This window comes from Kitasatospora sp. NPDC001660 (genome assembly GCF_053596725.1).
The window spans coordinates 1-18,046 of sequence record NZ_JBSFGU010000063.1 but is presented as its reverse complement, the minus strand read 5'-3'; the positions used below and the strand labels follow the sequence as shown (position 1 = coordinate 18,046).

Annotated in this window: 15 protein-coding genes; 10 read left to right on the top strand and 5 right to left on the bottom strand. The window is 70.3% G+C overall.

Annotated elements, in window-relative coordinates:
• The first annotated feature begins 174 nt into the window (after positions 1 to 174).
• Genes ACWCXH_RS36090 through ACWCXH_RS36070 form a run of 5 tightly spaced genes read left to right on the top strand, consistent with a single transcriptional unit; the run spans position 175 to position 7,960 of the window.
• Positions 175 to 1,575, top strand: coding sequence for a nucleoside 2-deoxyribosyltransferase domain-containing protein (locus ACWCXH_RS36090; protein WP_449805736.1), 1,401 nt, complete (start codon positions 175 to 177; stop codon positions 1,573 to 1,575).
• On the top strand, positions 1,576 to 3,783 hold the full coding sequence (locus ACWCXH_RS36085) for an NHLP family bacteriocin export ABC transporter peptidase/permease/ATPase subunit (RefSeq protein ID WP_449805735.1): 2,208 nt from the start codon (positions 1,576 to 1,578) through the stop codon (positions 3,781 to 3,783).
• 3 nt (positions 3,784 to 3,786) lie between these two features.
• Entirely contained in the window at positions 3,787 to 6,759 is a 2,973-nt protein-coding gene (locus ACWCXH_RS36080) for an NHLP bacteriocin export ABC transporter permease/ATPase subunit (RefSeq protein ID WP_449805734.1), read from the top strand.
• Entirely contained in the window at positions 6,756 to 7,766 is a 1,011-nt protein-coding gene (locus tag ACWCXH_RS36075; RefSeq protein WP_449805733.1) for a hypothetical protein, read from the top strand. The genes ACWCXH_RS36080 and ACWCXH_RS36075 overlap by 4 nt, the downstream gene beginning before the upstream one ends.
• Positions 7,767 to 7,813: 47 nt before the next feature.
• Positions 7,814 to 7,960, top strand: a complete 147-nt coding sequence (locus tag ACWCXH_RS36070; RefSeq protein WP_449805732.1) for a hypothetical protein — start codon at positions 7,814 to 7,816, stop codon at positions 7,958 to 7,960.
• Between the two features lie 670 nt (positions 7,961 to 8,630).
• On the opposite strand, the gene ACWCXH_RS36065 is transcribed toward ACWCXH_RS36070, so the two are convergent.
• Positions 8,631 to 9,974: a hypothetical protein gene (locus ACWCXH_RS36065; protein WP_449805731.1), complete on the bottom strand. Its 1,344-nt coding sequence runs from the start codon at positions 9,972 to 9,974 to the stop codon at positions 8,631 to 8,633.
• A gap of 652 nt (positions 9,975 to 10,626) precedes the next feature.
• On the opposite strand from ACWCXH_RS36065, the gene ACWCXH_RS36060 reads away from it, so the two are divergent.
• The 3 genes from ACWCXH_RS36060 (at position 10,627) to ACWCXH_RS36050 (ending at position 12,236) form a co-directional block, all read left to right on the top strand.
• Positions 10,627 to 10,842 (top strand): nucleoside 2-deoxyribosyltransferase domain-containing protein, encoded by a 216-nt coding sequence (locus ACWCXH_RS36060; protein ID WP_449805749.1) that lies wholly within the window; start codon positions 10,627 to 10,629, stop codon positions 10,840 to 10,842.
• Between the two features lie 278 nt (positions 10,843 to 11,120).
• Positions 11,121 to 11,738 (top strand): hypothetical protein, encoded by a 618-nt coding sequence (locus tag ACWCXH_RS36055; RefSeq protein WP_449805730.1) that lies wholly within the window; start codon positions 11,121 to 11,123, stop codon positions 11,736 to 11,738.
• 357 nt (positions 11,739 to 12,095) lie between these two features.
• Positions 12,096 to 12,236 (top strand): hypothetical protein, encoded by a 141-nt coding sequence (locus ACWCXH_RS36050; protein WP_449805729.1) that lies wholly within the window; start codon positions 12,096 to 12,098, stop codon positions 12,234 to 12,236.
• Positions 12,237 to 12,260: 24 nt separating this feature from the next.
• Here the strand turns inward: ACWCXH_RS36050 and ACWCXH_RS36045 are convergent, their stop codons facing one another.
• The gene (locus ACWCXH_RS36045; RefSeq protein WP_449805728.1) at positions 12,261 to 12,653 is read right to left on the bottom strand and encodes a winged helix-turn-helix transcriptional regulator; all 393 of its coding nucleotides are present in this window, start codon (positions 12,651 to 12,653) and stop codon (positions 12,261 to 12,263) included.
• A gap of 80 nt (positions 12,654 to 12,733) precedes the next feature.
• Here ACWCXH_RS36045 and ACWCXH_RS36040 point away from each other — a divergent pair, with 80 nt between their 5' ends.
• Complete coding sequence (locus ACWCXH_RS36040) at positions 12,734 to 13,663, top strand: NADP-dependent oxidoreductase (protein WP_449805727.1); 930 nt, start codon at positions 12,734 to 12,736, stop codon at positions 13,661 to 13,663.
• A gap of 163 nt (positions 13,664 to 13,826) precedes the next feature.
• Here ACWCXH_RS36040 and ACWCXH_RS36035 read toward each other — a convergent pair whose 3' ends face one another.
• The 3 genes from ACWCXH_RS36035 to ACWCXH_RS36025 all read right to left on the bottom strand — a co-directional run bounded on the left by ACWCXH_RS36035 (position 13,827) and on the right by ACWCXH_RS36025 (position 17,393).
• Positions 13,827 to 14,390: a transposase family protein gene (locus ACWCXH_RS36035; protein ID WP_449805726.1), complete on the bottom strand. Its 564-nt coding sequence runs from the start codon at positions 14,388 to 14,390 to the stop codon at positions 13,827 to 13,829.
• Positions 14,391 to 15,557: 1,167 nt separating this feature from the next.
• Positions 15,558 to 16,712: a hypothetical protein gene (locus ACWCXH_RS36030; RefSeq protein WP_449805725.1), complete on the bottom strand. Its 1,155-nt coding sequence runs from the start codon at positions 16,710 to 16,712 to the stop codon at positions 15,558 to 15,560.
• A gap of 264 nt (positions 16,713 to 16,976) precedes the next feature.
• On the bottom strand, positions 16,977 to 17,393 hold the full coding sequence (locus ACWCXH_RS36025) for a hypothetical protein (RefSeq protein WP_449805724.1): 417 nt from the start codon (positions 17,391 to 17,393) through the stop codon (positions 16,977 to 16,979).
• A gap of 96 nt (positions 17,394 to 17,489) precedes the next feature.
• Between ACWCXH_RS36025 and ACWCXH_RS36020 the strand changes: the two genes are divergently transcribed.
• Positions 17,490 to 17,960: an Imm21 family immunity protein gene (locus ACWCXH_RS36020; protein ID WP_449805723.1), complete on the top strand. Its 471-nt coding sequence runs from the start codon at positions 17,490 to 17,492 to the stop codon at positions 17,958 to 17,960.
• The last annotated feature ends 86 nt before the right edge of the window (positions 17,961 to 18,046 follow it).

The window sequence follows — 18,046 nt, the reverse complement described above, 5'->3', positions numbered from 1 at the left end:
ATGCAGGATCATTTTTCCGACCCGAAAACCGCGGTGCGGAACCCGGCGAGAAGCTGACCCGATTTCTCCGGTCGGCCCGTCGCGCGGAGAAGCGGGCGGAAGTCGAGAGGCTCGTCGAATTCGACGGCGCGCCGACCGCCAAGCGGCTTTCCGTCCCGCAGAGGAGATTGTGCCGTGAACGGATCGACCCTCCGGGTCGTGGGATCGATGGAGGAAGTCCCCTCCGTACCCGAGGCGCCGACGGTGTTCCTGGCCGGCGGCATGCGCAACTGTCCCGACTGGCGGCAATGGGCGATCGAGTCGCTCGCCCACCAGTGGCACCGGGCAGGAGCCGACCGCCCCGTCACGGTGTTCAGCCCCAGCCGGGTCGTTCCCGGCCGCGCGTTCAGCCAGGAGCTGGTGCGCTGGGAGCACGACGCCCTCCGGGCCTGTGACGTGGTCCTCTTCTGGTTCCCCCAGGGCAACGAGAAGGCGCCCGAGCAGCCGATCGCGCTCTACGAACTCGGCGTCGCCGCCGCGACGTTCAAGCCCATCGCCATCGGCACCGAGCTCGGCTACGTGCGCCGCGAGGGCGTGCGGGCCCAGCTGCGGCTGATCCGTCCGGGCCTCCCGGTGCGCGGCGACCTGAACGCCACGGTCGCTGACGTGGTCTGGGTGCTCCTGCGCACGGGAGAGGGCGCTGGGCGGGGCGTACTCGGAGGCCGGCACCCTCCAGGCCGTCTGATAGCCGGGCAGCGCCTCAACCGCAGAAAGGAAGGAAGCTCAGCCGTGCAGTTCCGTGAGCAGGCACTCGCCAAACTCCAGTCCACCACCGACCTCGGCACAGCGGCCACGTTGGCCAAACCGCGCAGCCTGGTCGCGCTGCTCATGGTCACGGTGCTCGTCGCCTTCGGCTCGCTGTGGGCGTTCACCGGGGCGATACCGCGCCAGGTCACCGTGCCCGGCATCCTCACCTACGGTCAGGGCAGCTACACCCTGGACAGCCCCGTCTCCGGGCAGATCACCGGGGTCTTCGCCCAACAGGGCACGACCTTCCCGGCGCAGGCTCCGCTGTTCACCGTCCAGGTCGACTCGACCCAGCAGACCGTCCGCGCCTTCAGCGGCGGACGCACCACGGCGATCCTGGCGCAGGTCGGTCAGGTGGTCACCGCGGGCACGAACCTCGCCGTGGTCGAGCGCGTCAGCGGGCCGACCGATCCGTTGATCGCGGTGTTGTACGCACCGACGAGCAGTGCCGGGCTCATCACCCAGGGCAGCACCGTGGACCTCGACCTGCGGTCCGCGCCGGCCCAGGAGTACGGGGTGCTGCGCGGCGTCGTCCAGTCGGTCAGCCAGTTCTCCCAGACGCAGAAGCAGATCGCCAGCTTCCTGGGCGATGCCCAACTGGCCGGCCAGTTCTCCGGCCAGGGCCAACCGATGCAAGTGGTCGTGGGGCTGCTGACGGAACCGGGCACCACGAGCGGGTTCCAGTGGTCCACCCGGACCGGCCCGCCGTACCTGATTGATTCCCGCACGCTGGTGAGCGCTTCCGTGCACTTGCCATCGGTCAGACCGATTAGCTGGGTGTTGTCGTAGATGTCCGTACTCACCACCACCGACGGAACTCCGAAGACGCGGGCCCGGCGGAGGCGCCGTACGGCCCGCCGCGTCAAGCCACCGGTGATCTTCCAGATGGAAGCACTGGAGTGCGGGGCCGCCAGCCTCGCCATGGTCCTCGCCCACTACAAGCGCTACGTACCGCTCGAGGAGCTGCGGGTCGCCTGCGGGGTCTCGCGGGACGGCTCGAAGGCGTCGAACGTCCTGAAGGCCGCCCGCAGTTACGGCCTGACAGCGACCGGACGGCGGATGGACACCGAGGCGCTGTCGAAGCTGGAGCCCCCGGCGATCCTGTTCTGGGAGTTCAACCACTTCGTGGTCCTCAACGGGTTCGGCCGGCGCTGGGGCCAGGACGTCGTCCACCTCAACGACCCCGGCAGCGGGCCGCGCGTCGTCAACCTCGCGGACTTCAACGAGAGCTTCACCGGCGTGGTGCTCACCATGTCGCCGGGGGAGGGGTTCCGCCCCGGTGGCCGGCGGCCCGGCTTCCTCGCGAGCATGCCGACCAGACTGCGCGGGAGTTGGGGGCTGCTCGCCCTCAGCACCTACGTCAGCGTGCTGCTCGCGGTGGTCGGTGTGGCGTACCCGGCGCTCACCCGGGCGTTCGTCAACTCCATCCTGCTGGGCGGCGACCGCTCGTTCCTGATGTCGTTCTTCGGCCTGATGGCCGCGACCGTCCTGGTGACGGGCGTGCTCACCTTCCTGCGCCAGACCTTTCTGCTACGGCTGCGCATCTCCAACGCGACGATCAACAGCAGTCGCTTCCTGCGTCACGTGTTCAGACTGCCCATCAACTTCTTCGTCCAGCGCAGTCCGGCGGACATCAGCAGCCGCATGCAGTCCAACGACCAGGTCGCCGTGACCCTGTCCAACGACCTGTCCAGCACCCTGGTCAACGCGCTGGTCGTCGTGCTGTACGCCTGCCTGCTGTGGGCCTACGACCCCTGGCTGACGGTGCTGAGCGTGTCGCTGTCCCTGCTCAACATCGTGGCCCTGCGCACAGTGGCCCGGATCAGGGCCGGCGGGGTCAGCCGGCTGGCCACGGACGAGGCGCAGCTGTTGAACACCTCGTACAGCGGCCTGCAGCTCATCGAGACGATGAAGGCCACCGGCGGCGAAAACACCTTCTTCCGACGCTGGGCCAAGGAACAGTCCGTCGTCGTCACCGGGCAGCAGAAGATCGGCGTGCCGAGTGCCGTCATGGCGGTGGTCGCTCCCACCCTGGCCTCCGTCACCACCTCGCTGTTGCTGCTGATCGGCGGCCTGGAGGCGGTGAAGGGAGACCTGACGGTCGGGCTGCTCGTCGCCTTCCAGGCCCTGGTGTCGGCGTTCGTCAGCCCCATCGCGCAGCTCATCGCGGTGGCCCAGCGGGTCCAGGACTTCGCCGTCCAGGTGACCCGGCTGCGCGACGTGGAGAACTACCGGGCGGAAGCACGCCCGGACGCGTCCGACGCCCCGGCCGGGCGGCTCGCCGGCAACCTGACCTTCGACCGGGTCACCTTCGGCTACAGCCCGCTGGACACCCCGCTGGTCACCGAGTTCTCCTTCTCGGTGGGCCCCGGCCGGCAGATCGCGCTGGTCGGCGGCTCGGGGAGCGGCAAGTCCACCGCGGTGCGCCTGATCTCGGGCCTCTACCGGCCCTGGGAGGGCTCGGTGGACATCGACGGCCTCCCGCGCGAGAGCATCGCGCCGGAAGTGCTCACCGCCTCGGTGGGCTTCGTCGACCAGGACGTCTTCCTGTTCGAGGGGACGGTGCGGGACAACATCACGCTCTGGGACACCTCCATCTCCGACGACCAGGTCATCGCCGCGCTCCGCGACGCCGCGATGTACGACGTGGTGTCGTCACGTCCGGGCGGCATCCACACGCACGTGGCGGAGGACGGCCGCAACTTCTCGGGCGGACAGCGCCAGCGGCTGGAGATCGCCCGGGCGCTCGTCCGCAACCCGCGGCTGCTCGTCCTGGACGAGGCGACCAGTGCCCTGGACGCCGAGACGGAACTCCTGATCATGAACAACATCCGCCGTCACGGCTGCGCCACGGTCGTCGTGGCCCACCGGCTGAGCACCATCCGCGACAGCGACGAGATCGTCGTGCTGAGCCGGGGCGACGTGGTCGAGCGGGGGACGCACGAGGCCCTGTCCGCGGCCGGCGGCGCCTACGCCCAGCTCATCAGGGAGCACTGACGCATGAGCACGACATCCTCCGGGCCCGAGGTCACGGCGGCCTGGCGACCCCCGGCCGGGATCGGGACCGAGGTCGACTTCAGTGAGGGACACGTCCGGTTGACGGATACGGACGCACTGTGGGTGGTGACCGAGGGAGCCGTCGACCTGTTCGTCATGGAGGCCGCCGAGGGCGGCCCGTGGCACTACGTCAACCGCTTCACCCCGGGTGCCGTCCTCGCCGCACCCCCGCTGGGCGCCGTCGGCGTACCGGTCCTGCGAGCCGTCCTCGGCGCCCGCGTCCTGCGCGTGGACGCGGCGGACCTGGCAGGACTCCTGCGCGCCGACGCCGGCTCCGGGGACACCGGCTCCGGGGAGACCCGGGAGTCCTCCGACCGGCGTGCGGCCCTCGCCCGGGGGATCGACGCCGGGTTCGACGGCCTCCTCGGCTTCGTCGCCGAGCAGCCGGGCTCCCGCGAGCACGTGCTCCTGAGCGCCGGAAGCCGGGGCGAACTGGCCGAAGGGGAACGCGGGCGCGCGGCCGGGGGACTGGTCTGGATCGAGGTCCTCGCCGGCCGGCTGCGGGTCGGAACGCCCGACAGCGGCGAGTGGCTCTCCCGCGGCGACACGTTCGTGGTCACCGGGGGCAGCACCGTCCAGGGCGACCCCACGGCCTCGTTCACCACCAGCTCGACCGGTGACCTGCTGGCCGACGGCCGGTGGCGCGACTGCCTGGCCGAGGCCAACGGGCGCCTGATGCGGATGGCCGACCGGGTCATCGCCGCCGAGGGGGAGCAGACCGAGTCCCGGATCCGGGCCGTGCGCGAGATGGAGGACGCGCTCACCGACAAGGCCAACCGGGTCCTGCGGGCCGTGCTCCAGCCGGCCGATCACGTCTCGCGCAGCGGCCCCGTCCACAACGAGGACCCCACCGAGGCGGCCTGCCGGATCGTGGCCGACGAACTGGGCATCTCCATCCTGCCCGCGCGCGGCTCGACGGCCGGTGGCAAGACCGGCCCGATCGAGGCCATCGCGGTGCGCTCGCGCTGCCGCATCCGCGCGGTGGACCTGGACGCACGCTGGTGGCGCATCAACATCGGCCCGTTCGTCGGGCGTCGCGCCGCCTCCGGCGATCCGGTGGCCTTCGTCTGGCGGCGCGGACGGTACGTAGCCTGGGATCCCGTCACCGGTGAGCAGGACCCGGTGCGGGACCGGACGGCGGAGGAGTTCGACGACACGGGGGTGCTGTTCTACCCGCCCCTGCCCGAGCGCCCGATCGGCACGGGACGGCTGATCCTCTTCGGCCTGAAGGGCAGCGGACGGGACATCCGCAACCTGATCGCCTTCACCCTGGTCGCGGTGGCCGTCGGCACCACGGTGCCCATCAGCACCGGGCTGGTCCTCGGCACCTTCGTCCCGTACGCCGAGACGAACCTCATCGTGCAGGTGTGCGTCCTGACCCTGGTGGCCGCCCTCGCGTCGGCGGTCTTCGCGGTGCTGGAGAACCTGGCGCTGCTGCGCGTCGGGGGCCGCTTCGAGGCCATCCTGCAGGCCGCCGTCTGGGACCGGCTGCTGCGCCTGCCAGCGCCGTTCTTCCGCCGGTACTCCACGGGTGAACTGGCCAGTGCGGCCCTGGGGGTGAAGAACATCCGCACGGTGCTGATGAACGTGGGCTACGTGGTGCTCTACTCCAGCGTGGTCGCGGTGGTGAACTTCGCCGTGATGTTCTGGTTCAGCGTGCCGCTAGCCCTGCTGACCGGGCTGTATGTCCTGATCAGCGCGGTGTTCTTTCTCGTGTTGGGCGCGCGGCAGATGAAGTGGCAGACCCGGTCGCTGGACCTGGAGCACAAACTCGCGAACCGGGTGTACCAGAGGCTGAGGGGACTCCCCAAACTGCGGGTGGCGGGTGCCGAGAACCGCGCCTTCGCGGCCTGGGCCAACGAGTTCGCGCAGCAGAAGGAGCTCCAGAAGCGCATCGGCAGGTACCAGAACGCGGCAGCCACGTTCAACGCCGTCTACCCGCTCGTCTGCGTGCTGCTCACCTTCGTGATCATCAGCGGGCCGGCCCGCGGAACGCTGTCGATGACCAGGTTCCTGTCGTTCAACGCGGCCCTGGGCATCGTCCTCGCGGCCGTCATCCAGGTGACCAACTCCCTCTCCTCGGCCTTCGCCGTGATCCCCATGTTCAAGCGGATGAAGCCGCTGCTCGCCGAGTTGCCGGAGGTCTCGGAGGCACACACGGTGCCGGGCGACCTGACCGGGCAGATCGAGGTGAACCGGGTGACGTTCCGCTACGACGAGAACAGTCCACCGGTGCTCGACAACGTGTCCCTGAGCATGCGGCCGGGCGAGTTCGTGGCGATCGTCGGCCCCAGCGGGTGCGGCAAGTCCACCTTGCTGCGACTGCTGCTCGGCTTCGAGGCCCCCTCCAGCGGCAACGTCCTTTACGACGGTCAGGACCTGGCCACCCTGGACAGTGCCGCGGTGCGCAGGCAGTGCGGCGTCGTCCTTCAGCAGACGAAGCCGTTCGCCGGCACCGTCTTCCAAGCCATCACCGGCACCCTCAACTACAGCCACGACGACGCGTGGGCAGCCGCCGAACTGGCGGGCATCGCCGCGGACATCCGCGCCATGCCCATGGGGATGCACACGATGGTGAGCGACAGCGGCACCTTCTCCGGCGGCCAGCGGCAGCGCCTCGCCATCGCGCACGCCCTGATCCGCCGCCCCAGGATCCTGTTCTTCGACGAGGCCACCAGCGCGTTGGACAACGAGACCCAACGGGTCGTCACCGAGAGCACCCAGCGGCTGAACGCTACCCGGGTCGTCATCGCGCACCGGCTCTCCACTGTCCTCGACGCCGACAAGGTCGTCGTCCTCGCCGAGGGCCGGGTCGCCGAGTGCGGTCCTCCCTCCGAACTTCTCGACGACCCCATGAGCCTCTTCCACCAGTTGGTGCGCAGGCAGATGCACGAATCAGAAGGAGCGATGACATGAACCACAGGAGGAGGAGACTCCGTCTGGAGGCCACTGCGGCCACCTTCCTGCTGGCGCTCGGAGGTACGGCCGGCTGCGGCTCGGTGCGCGGCGGCGCCACCGGCGCACAGGCCTCGGCAGCGGAGGCGGTCGTCTCCCAGGCGGACGCGACGGCGGCGGTCGGCCGCTACGACGAGGAGAACAACCGGGTGAACGGGGCCCTCGACAGCACGGGCTTGCCCGGAATCGAGACCGAACCGCTGCTCAGCGCGGACGTCGCCTGGATGCGCATCAGCAAGGAGCTGAACCAGTCGGTCGCCCCGATCAGCGACCAGGGCATCACCATCCACGCCACGGCGGGTTCGGCCTATCCCCGCTGGTTCCTGACCGTGTCCAGCCGGGCGCAGGGAGGCATGCCCTTCCCCGGCCCGACGTACCGCGTCTTCGTGCAGGCGGGCCCCGGAACGCCCTACCTGGCCGCGTACTCGCTCACGGCCAGCGGGCCGGTGCCGAAGATCGCCGTCGACGGTGCGGGCACCGCCACCGCCGTCACGAGCCCGGACGGCCTGCTGATCACCCCGGGATCACTGGCGACCGAGATCCTCGCCCACTACCAGCAGAACCTCGTCGGCAAGGACAGGTTCTCCTACAGCGCGCCGCTGGACGACAACCTCTCCAACGGATTCGCAGCCGGCACGAAGGCCCTGAGCGGTCGCGGTACGACCCTGTCCCGGGTGCTGACCCGGACGTTCCCCGAGACCTACGCCCTGCGGACCGAGGACGGCGGCGTGCTCGTGTTCACCGCCGACGTCGTCACCGACACGCTGACCCCGGTCCAGGCCGACGGCACCGTCTCCCTGGGACCGAAGAGCAGCGACGCCGCGCAGTTGGGCAAGCCCGGTGGCGCGACGGCGAACCGGTTCACCATCAGCCGGCTGCAGACCTTCCTGACGTACGTCCCGACCGCAGCCCCGGGGTCGAAGGCCCAGGTCATCGGCTACAACGAGGTCCCCACCGCTGTCAGTTGAGCACTGCCAGGCACACCCGCGAAACACCACCAAAGGAGTACACCACTATGCAGGACGACACCTTCCGGAACACCGGCACCGAGGACGCCGCCGCCGTGGCGAGCACGGAGGTCGACGAGGAGATCAGCGACGGGGACCTGGAGGCCATCGGCGGCGGCGACGGAGGTCAGCCGACCTACCCGCCGTACGTGTGAGCCCTCGTGCCCGCGACCCCGACACCGGGGTCGCGGGCACGACGCGTCCATCGGCGGCGGCCGTTCGCGGACCACCTCGCACCGCTGCGACCGGGTTCGGCAACCTGCACACGTGGACATCGCCGTCGCCCCCCATGAACCGAGCCGCCCGCGGGCCTCGAGCGTCGGGCCGGAGCCGGCCCAGCGCAAGGAGCCTGGCCGACGGCAGAGCCGACCGCCTGGCGCACCTGCCGAGCCTGACAACGGGTCGACGACCGACGGGGAACGCGAGGTGATGGTCACCGGTTCGCGGCGATCCTCAGTGGAGGGTGATGCCGGGGGCAGTCGGTGCTGGGGGTTGGTGCGCCAGGTGCTCGGCGGGGGGTGGAAGAGGGTGCCGGGACGAGGTGCCATAAGGCTTCGGCCCGGTCCGAGTAGTCGGAGTAGCACGGGGTGGTGGCCTTGGCGGTCTCCTCGACCGACCTTCCCCCGCAGGTGCCGCTGTAGTACCAGAGCGCGGCGGGATGCCGGCCCTTGGCGGTACTGCGGATCTGTTTTCTCGTCACCCCGAGGGAGGCGTCGTTTGTCTGGCCGATGAGAACGATCCCGTCGTTCTTGGGCAGCCACTCGGTCTCCAAGGGAACCGAATCGTCGACCGGCTCGGCCCTGGAGCCGCGGCAGGTGCCGACCGTCACAGGTAGCCCGAGCGTTCGGGGCCGTCCGGGAGGGGCAGGTGCTGGACCACCGGGTTGCGCTTGCCGCCCGGGGTGAACCGGAATTCCTGGTGCGAGCGGTGACGCAGGCGGAAGCCCTGGCGGGGGCCGAAGTGCGCGGCGAGCCGGGTGTTGAGGTCGCGGACGCAGGCCGCGGCCGGTTCCGTGGGGCCGGCGGTGACGAGGTCGAGCGTGCCCGGTTCGTCCTGGACGACCTGGTAGTCGGGGAGGCCGGCGGCGGCGAGCGCGGCGAGCAGCGCGTACGGCGAGTAGGCGGCCCCCTCCCGGCCGACCAGGCTGCTGCGGGCGCGGCCCACGAGCCCTTCGGTGACGGTGCCGGGCAGGCCGCAGTCGCACGCGGTCGGGCGGGGTGCAAGGTCACCGGTGACGTAGCGGATGACCGGCATGGGCGTGGACACCAGGGAGGTCAGGACGATCTCGCCGACGTCCTGGCCGTCGGCGGGCTCGATCTCGGGCAGGACGAAGTCGTCCTGGAAGTGCAGGCGCCGCCGCCCGCACTCGAAGGCCGCGTAGCCGGTCTCCGCGGTCACGTACAGCATGGTCACCGGGCAGCCGAAGGCCTGCTCGGCCAGCCGGCGGCCGCTGTCGGGCATCTGCTCGTAGGTGGCGACGACTCCCCGCGGGCGCAGGGCGATGCCGCGTTCCAGGCAGTACCGCGCCAGGGCGATGACACGGCTGGAGGAACCGGTGATCTGGTCGACGGGGAGACGGCCGACCACGGCCTCGTAGTCGGCGACGATGCCGGGGTCGTCTGGGTCGTATCCGCGCAAGTTGCACTTGACGTAGGGGCGGGGCAGCATCACCGGCTCCAGCAGGCGGGTGCCGGGGAACAGCAGCCCCAGGTTGAGCACGGTGCCGGTGTCCGGCAGGCCGAGGAAGGCGCTGAGTCGCTCGCGGATGACGTTGGTCAGCAGCCCGCCGGTCTCCGCGGTGGAGAGCAGGGTGACGGGCTGTCCGGTGCTGCCGCTGGTCTGGGACAGGAAGAACGCGCCGGGGGCCATCCGGCCGGTCGCGTCGCGGGTGACGAAGTCGAGGAAGCGCTCGCGCAGGTCGCTCTTGTGGACCCGCGGGAAGTCGCGCAGGCCCGGCCGCTCGTCGGAGCGCAGGGCGGAGTAGTACGGCGCCCGTTCCACGGCGGTGGCGAGCAGGTGGTCGAGGCGTTCGCGCCCCCGGTCCGGATCGTACGGCGCCAGGTCCTCGATCTCCCGGCGCTTCTCCAGGAACCAGCGGGACGACGCCTTGCGCGTGATGCGCTCGCGCAGCCGCTCGGATGCGTGTGCCAGGTCGCTGGGCAGGTTCAACGCGGGCCTCCGTGCGGACGGCCGGCCGGGGGCCGGCGACGAGCGCCGGCCCCCGGCCGAGAAGTGGACGTCAGATGCGCTCGAGACCGCCCGAGATGGCCTCCAGGTCCTCGTCGCCGATCTCGGCCGCGAACTCGTCGTCGGTCTCCGGGGTGGTGTTCTGGGTGTCGCTCATGATTCCTCCAAGATTCCGGGTGAACTCCGGTGGAGGTCGTTCGGGGGATTCGACCGGCCTCCACTGGAATGCTTCGTCCCTTGCTGAGACGCCTCGAAGCTATGGGCCCCGGTCCGGGGGGCACAAGGAACTCCCGACTCTTTCCCCGAAGCGTGCACGACGGGGCCGGGATGGTTCCATCGATCCGCTCCGCGGTCGGCGGCAGACCGTCTTGCCGCCCTGGACGTCCCCTTTCCGCGGCCCGGACAACGGGCGGCCCCGGGCCGCTTCCGGTTTGGCCCGACCAGTGTGGGAGTGGTGGGAGTAGCTGATGGAATACTTCGAGGCTCCGGCCGAGTACCGTCCCGGCGGCCGGCCCGCGGTGTTCCTGGCGGGCGGCATCACCGGGTGCCCCGACTGGCAGGCCACGCGACCCGGATGTTCGGTGACGACGAGGTTTCGGTGCTCAACCCCCATCGGAGTTAGGCGAGTTCGCCGATCCCGATAACCGACCAAATCGCCTGGGAGTACCGGCACCTGCACCGGGCCGCGGTCGTGCTGTTCCGGTTTCCCCGGAGCGTGGGCAGCGTGCAGCCGATCGCGCTGTACGAGCTCGGGATGCACGCCGGGCGGGGTGTCCCGATTGCGGTGGGTGTCGACCGGAGCTATGCGCGCCGGCGCGATGTGGAGATACAACTCGGGCTAGCTCAGTAATTGACGATCCATCACACACTCTCTGACAGTGTCCGTGCCACCCGGACCCTGCTGGCGCAGGGGCGACGCCGACGGTGCTGCGGGGTGATTGGGCACCGTGCGCTGGCGCAGCGGTGGCATGCATCCGTGCAAGCGTCGGCGTAGCGGCGGCAGGGTGCGGTGGCGTCGGGGGCGGCGCTGCGTCGGTGGTGTCGTTCCGGCCTATGCTCCCGACCTGACGGGCTCCGCAGCGCGGGTGGTCCGGTCTCCCATGCGCAGCCCCAGAGAGAGGACCCCGGATGTTGCTCGGCCCGCCCCCGATATCTCACCCCGGCTCCGCCGGGAACATCAGGGCCGAGCTGCTCGGGGAGTGGGTTCCCTACGCGGACCAGGCACCGACGAACGGCGGCGGCGTCGTCCTGCCCGGCCAGACGGACGACGTGTCCCGGTGGGTGACGAGAGAGCAGATGCGCAACGCCACCAAGGGCGCCGATCCCACCGCCCTGTGGTACTACTGCGGCACCTACCGGGGGAAGCCGGTCGAGGAGTCGGCGAAGGTCACGGCCATGAGGCACGGCGGGCGAACGATGATGATGCTGATCGAGGACCTCAACCTGCAGACCCCGTACTACTCCGACTACTCCGAGAGGGCCGCGGCCTTCTGGCGGAACGCTTCGGTGGGATTCTCCGAGGCGGCCCGCGGCGAGATCCGGATCGTCTTCGGCGACGTCGTACGGAGGGGGAACACCTGGCAGCGCGTCGAATGCCCGACGCTCATGGCGAACCCGTACGTCACCGCCGTCCTGTGGGCCCAACCCGGTAGCACGTTCCGGCAGTTCCTGAGCGGGGGGCAGAGCGATCCGAGCTTCCACCTGCCCGCCGGAGTCACAGTGCACCAAGGCGTGTCCGACAAATGATCCTCTGGCTGGTTCGCAGAGCCAGAGGATCGGGGAGGCCAGCTCGGTGTGGGTGGCAGCGCGTTCGACGTAGGCCTCGACGGCCTTGTCGGCGAGATTCCTGGTGGAGACGATCAGGTCGGCGCCAGCAGTTGTTCAGCGATTTCTGACGTCACTGGGGGACTCTCGACTTTTGACGTTCTGACGGGTGTGGGTGATCAGGCTGCGCTGGCTGCGGCCCATGCCTGCTGGACGGCGCGGATTTCCTCATCTGTGGGCGGTGTGCATCGTGAAGTCGCAGGTCGTGCCGGTCGTCGACCGATGACCATGGCGTAGATCATCGGACAGGTCCGGCTCCGGCGGGATACCGGGTCCGCCGTGGACCACGCGCTTGACCTCGTGTACCGCACCTGGGGTGAGACGCTCGTGGTCGTGGCCAGGACCGCCACCCCGATGCGGCAGATCGTCCAACGCACCGAGAGCCTGCAGACCGGGCGCGGCCGGGCGGATGCCGAGTAGGGGCCGAGAGGATACTCAGTGCCTTTAGCAGGGGCCGCAGTTGCTGTGGGCGACCGGCTCGGGATCGGCGTCGAGCGCATCGAGCACTGCGTCGCCGTTCGCCCTCGCCCATTCGGTCAGCATGTGGATCGGATCGATCAGCGTTGCCCCGAGCGGGGTGAGCTCGTATTCGACGCGGGGCGGCACCTCGGCGTAGGCGTGGCGGCGGACGAGTCCGTGTGCCTCGAGCCGTCGGAGCGTCTGGGTGAGCATCTTGCGGGAGATGCCGCCGATCAGCTCGATCAGCTCGCCATGGCGCACCGGGCCCTTGCTGAGGCCGTAGAGCACGACCACCGTCCACTTGTCGGCGATGAGTTCGACCGCCAGACGCCCCGGACAGTCGGCGAGGAAGGGATCACCAGGACCGAAACCGCTCATGGCGCCAAAGGTACCTGCTGGTTCCTATCAAATTCATAGCCTGGGTTCTCTTCTCCCCTCCCAAAAAAGTCAGGAGAGTCATGCGAGTCATTACCCAGGAGACGCTCGGCGGTCCCGAGGTGCTCACCATCGTGGACGCGCCCGAGCCCCAGCCCCTCCCGACCGAGGTTCTCGTCCGCGTCAAGGCGATCGGGCTGAACCCGCTGGAGGCACGCCTGCGCGCCGGCGAGTTCCCGCTGATCGGCCGGCCGCCGTTCGTCCTCGGCTGGGACATCAGCGGCGTGGTCGAGGAGGGGCCGCAGACGTGGCGGTTGAGGCCCGGCGACGAGGTGTTCGGGATGCCGCTGTTCCCGCGGGCGGCGAGCGCGTACGCCGAGGTGGTGTCGGCGCCGGCGGTGCACCTGGTACGCAAGCCGGCGTCGCTCTCGCACGTCGAGGCGGCGGCGCTGCCGCTCGTCGGGCTGACGGCGTGGCAGGGCCTCGTCGATCTCGGCGGCGTGAGCGAGGGCGACCGCGTCCTGGTCCACGGCGGTGGTGGCGGGGTCGGCCACGTCGCGATCCAGATCGCGAAGGCGTTCGGCGCGCACGTGATCACGACCGCCGGCGGAAGCAAGCGGAAGTTCGTCGAGGGGTTCGGCGCCGACGAGGTGATCGACTACACGGCGTTCGACTTCACCGAGGTGGTCCGCGATGTCGACGTCGTGCTCGACACGATCGGCGGCGACACCGTCGAGCGGTCGCTCGAAGTGCTCCGCCCGGGCGGTCACCTGGTGACGGCGGTCGCCGAGGAGGATTCGGAGCTCATCGCCAAATACGAGGCGGCCGGCATGCGCTTCAGCGGCATCGCGGTCGATCCTGATCCGGTCGGCCTGCGAGGTCTCGTCGAACTCGTCGAACAGGGCCGGCTCCGGGTCCACGTGCAGGAGACGTTCCCGTTCGAGCGCGTCGCCGACGCGCACCGGCTGCTCGAGGGCGGTCACCTCCAGGGCAAGCTCGTCCTCACCGTCTGATCCCGTCGTGGGGCCTCGCGTGAGTGAGGCCCCAGTAAGACCCGCGCGTAATGAAAACTGCACGTCAGACGGCCTGGTGCGCGTAGGCGTCAGGAAGCTCGGGCAGGTCCGGGGCGGTGGCCCACCGACAAGACCACCCGTCAGCGGGCGACTTCCCGGTTCGTCAGCACCAGCAAGGCCCGCACCAGCGCGGTCGCCCACCTCGGATCCGTGGCGGACCTTGCCGAGAACGCTCCAATTCTTCAGATGGCGAAGCCGTGCTCGACCGGGCCCGCACCGCGGCCAGCGCCTTGTTGGACAACTTCTGGCCACGGGTCAGGGACCGGTACCGGGCCGCCTTGTAGTCGGTGATCACCGCTGGGTCGGTGTCCGGGGCGCTGTCGTCAAGGCCGACGAAGCCCAGGTCGGCGATCGCGCCGAGGCCGGCCGCGCGCAGATGGGCGGTCAGTTTGTCGTGGCGGCACGCGGTGATCTCCGAGGTGCGTCCGGGTCGGACCGCGCTCACCCAGACCAGGCGGCTCTTGTCGTCGGTGAGTGCGATCACGAGCAGGCCGTGGCATTTGTGCTTGCCCGAGTAGTTCGGCCGGTTGTCTGCCCCGGTACGACGGCGGGTGCGGATAAGGGAGCCGTCCAGCAGGACCACGCCGCCGCCCTTTCGGGTGATCTTCTTCAGGGCCCGATCCAGGCGCGGGGCGCGGGCGGCCAGCAGTCCGACGACCTCGCGCACCCACCGGCTCACGGTGGTGCGGTGCACCCCGTTCCCGCCGGCCAGGTCGCCGGGCCGCTGGACAGCGCAGCACGGCCAGCACGATTCCGGCGATCTTCCCCGCGGACAGGGCCCGCCACCGGGATCCGATCTTCTTGCAGTGGCCGCGTATCAGGTCGGCGAGCCAGGTTGAGGTGGCGCTCGACAGCGGCAGGCGGGCGGTGTAGACAAGACCTTCGGGGCCCTCGACGAGACCGTTGTTTTTCTTCACACCAAACTCAACTGCCGCCGGGGACCCACAGGTTACGCCGCGCCCGCGCAGTTTCGGACGTGCGGTGAACCGTCCGTCGGGCCGTTTGTGCAGCCAGCCGCGGTCAGCGAGCCTGGTCATCTTCGCGCGCAAAGGTTCCAGCTTGCCGCGCACCGAGGCGTTCAGGCCCAGCCGCTCGCCGACCGCCCTGACCTGCACTGGGCCGTCGGCCTCCCGGACGAGCGCCAGCATCCTGCGGTAGTCGCCGGGCAGCGCGGCCTCGTCGGCCGCGTCGCTGCGGTGCGGGATGAGCAGGGCCGCCCGCCCGGCCACCTGCGCCGCTACCGGAGCGACAGCCTCGGCATCGGCCTGGACCCGCTCGGCCAGGCGGTTCAACACCCGCTCCGCGACCGCCAGTTCGTTCCGCTCGACCTGGATCTCCTGAAGCTGCTTAATCAACACTGCTCCGCGAGGGCGTCCAGTTCGCTTCGGCGAGCGGTGATCCACTGCCGCTTCTGCATCCTGCAGCCTCCAGCGCTTTCGTGGCGTGCCGACCTGCTGACGGATCGTAGGCGGGGCAGATCGCGGGCGCAGCCGAACCCGGCATCCCACCGGAACCGGACCTTGCGGGTGCCGAATGGTCATCCGCGGGTCATGCGGCATGTTGGTGCTCGTGGAGTGTGCCGCCGAGTCGGTCTCGTCGGAGGACCTCCAGCTGTGTGACGTGCCCTGGCGGATTGATCGGTTCAGGTAGCAAGCGCAGGGGCGCGGCCTACATCAGCGCTCGGTGTGGCCGGTGCCCCGGGCGGGCCCACGAGCCGCAGCCGTGCGACAGCCGATCAAGCCAGCCGAGGGACGCGGCGGACGTACTGCCTGGTCAACGCCGAGTACACCCACGACCGGGAGACCGGCGACCTGCCGGTCCGGACCCACGACCGTCAACGCCCTTCCTCACGGGACGCCCTCCGGGCGGCCAGGCGGCACGGGTCCGATTCGCGCCCACGACGTTCAGGTCCGCCTCTCCCCGGACCGTCCCACCGCCCTGCGACCGGCGCGCGGCCACACGCGCCAGGTGCTGCTCCACGGCCGCCAGCCGCCGCCGCAACAGCCACTCGGCAGCCCGAGCCCGGGCCTCCTCCGACCGTTCCGCAGCACACTGCCCGGGCCGCGACCTCGCTCGGGAACCGGTGCCGCGAACGCATCACCGCCTTGTAGGCTGCCACCGCCTCCTCACACGCCGACTTCGACCCGGCGAACGTCTGGAGCGCCGACGCCCGGTACTCTCCCAGCGCATGTTGCACAGCCAGCACCTCCGAGGCCCCGCCGATCACCTCGTCCGCCGCGCCCAGCCGCGCATCCTGTCGGGCGTGCCGCACCTCCGCCGCAGTCTGCTCCCAGACCTGCCGGACGCTCGCGTAGGTGCTCAGGTCAGCGAACGCCGCCAGCGCCATCGAGATGCAGGCCTGCGTGCCCTGACGGATCTCCCGACCCCGCGCACACACCCCGCACAGCCCCGCCGAACGCTCGGCTCCACAGTCCTCGCACGGCACCGCCAGCCGCTCCAGCCCGGCCGCAGCAGCCGCCGCCTCCCGCTCCGGAGGCTGCGCCTCCCACAGCGCCTGGGCCTCAGCCGGCCGGCGTCCGGCGTCGACCTGGGCCTCGGCGCGCACCAGGGCATGGTTGCGCAGCGCGTCCTTGATCGCCTCCCGGCGCTGCTCGAAGGTCGCGTCAGGCAGCTGCCGGACGACCTGCCCAATGATGGCGCGCCGGGTGGAGCGCCGGTCCTGAAGCCGCAGGTCGCAGGTGACGCAGTCCTTGTCGGTGTCCAGCCGGACGCCGTTGTCGCAGGCCGGGTGCTTGCACTGCTGCTCCTGCGGCAGGCCGCGCTGCAGCATCCAGGCGACGACGTCGTCGACGTGCGGGTTGCCCTGGCGGCGCCGGCGCTTGAGCCGGAAGAGCAGCCGGTCGGCCGGAACCTCCGGGGCGTCAGTCGGCCCGGTCCACGCGGCGATGCCGTCCAGCGCGCGCCGGACGTGCTTCAGTAGGAATCCTCTGGTCGACGGTCGCTCCAGTCGCTGCCAGAGGTCCTCCACCGATGCCAGGGCGCAGGACGGCGACGCGTCCCGGGGCAGGGCGACGGAGGGCGTCGCCCGGACTCCGGGCTGCTCCTGGTGGTGGTTGTGCTGGTCGTCGTCGTGGTCGGGCTGTTCCCCGTGAAGCGGGCTCTGCCCGGTGCCGACGAGCCGCAGTGCGGGCACCTCGGGAGCGGCCTCGCGCGCCCGCGCGCTCCGGCCGACGGCGGGTCACCCCAACGGCGCAAGCGCCGGAACCGCCATCTACTTCGTCAGCACAACCACCTACGAGCGTGAATGTCGGCACTCTCCGAATCCGCCGAGCCGGCGGTGCCGCTGGGTGACCACGTAGGGCGTCCTCGGCAGAGGCCGCAGGGCCATGTGGTCGCGGACGGCCCGGTGGCCGATGACCTCGCCGTGGGTGCCGTGGACGCGGGCTCGCCGCAGCGGCACCCAGGCCGTGAACGCGGCGTCCAGTTCTTCGATCGAGGAGAACGCCCGGCCTGCCAGGACGTGGTCGCGGACGATGGCGACCTGCCGCTCGACCCGACCCTTGCCTTGCGGGCGGTAGGCGGCAAGTACGTCGATGTCGAAGTCGTAGTGCCCGGCGAACGCCACCGCTTCCGGATGCAACGGGACCGCCTCGCCTGGGGCGACGTGCCGCCGGACCACGGTCTTGGTGCGGTCGTAGACGATCGTCATCGGCACCCCTCTAATATGCGGGTCTCGATGTCAAGCCACCGGTTGTGCTGATCGGCCCGAGATCTCGTTGTCAGTGGCCGAGAGGACACTGACGTCGTGAAGACGTTCTCCTCCACCACCGCCAGCTCGCGCGAGCCTTCCCCCGTCTGGGTCGAGTCGATGGGCGGCCCGCTGATAGCAGTTCCGGTTTCCGCGCTGGCCCAGTGGCGTGGTTGCACAGGGTCGGGGATGGTCATTGGGGACGGGGATGACCTGGACGACTACGACCGCGCTTGCGGTGTGGAGGGTCTGGCCGGGGTGATCGCCGTCGGCGAAGAGGGTGCCTGCGGACTTGTTCTTGCAGACGAGCCCGCCAACAGCTGCTATCTGTCGGAACACCAAGCCTTCGTTCGCTGGCTGGGCGCCAACAGCGAGGCCGATCTGATCGCCGCCGCCAAGGCAGTGCTTGCCGACCCCACCACGGTGTGGGAGGAGTGCGGCGTCTGGGAGACGGACGGCCCGGCGGTACTCATGGACTCCGTGACAGCCGGGGCCGAGCTGGGTGTCGAGTACCCGAACTGGGCTTGATTCGCTTTGACGGACACCCCTGATCAGGGGCTTCGGCCCCGGTAAGGATGATGTCCATCATGGAGAGCATGGGGAAGAAGAAGCCA

Coding starts and splice junctions, on each gene's coding strand:
- ACWCXH_RS36055 (WP_449805730.1), top strand. CDS start 11,121: ATGTTGCTCGGCCCGCCCCCGATATCTCACCCCGGCTCCGCCGGGAAC.
- ACWCXH_RS36085 (WP_449805735.1), top strand. CDS start 1,576: ATGTCCGTACTCACCACCACCGACGGAACTCCGAAGACGCGGGCCCGG.
- ACWCXH_RS36040 (WP_449805727.1), top strand. CDS start 12,734: ATGCGAGTCATTACCCAGGAGACGCTCGGCGGTCCCGAGGTGCTCACC.
- ACWCXH_RS36025 (WP_449805724.1), bottom strand. CDS start 17,393: ATGACGATCGTCTACGACCGCACCAAGACCGTGGTCCGGCGGCACGTC.
- ACWCXH_RS36045 (WP_449805728.1), bottom strand. CDS start 12,653: ATGAGCGGTTTCGGTCCTGGTGATCCCTTCCTCGCCGACTGTCCGGGG.
- ACWCXH_RS36080 (WP_449805734.1), top strand. CDS start 3,787: ATGAGCACGACATCCTCCGGGCCCGAGGTCACGGCGGCCTGGCGACCC.
- ACWCXH_RS36070 (WP_449805732.1), top strand. CDS start 7,814: ATGCAGGACGACACCTTCCGGAACACCGGCACCGAGGACGCCGCCGCC.
- ACWCXH_RS36075 (WP_449805733.1), top strand. CDS start 6,756: ATGAACCACAGGAGGAGGAGACTCCGTCTGGAGGCCACTGCGGCCACC.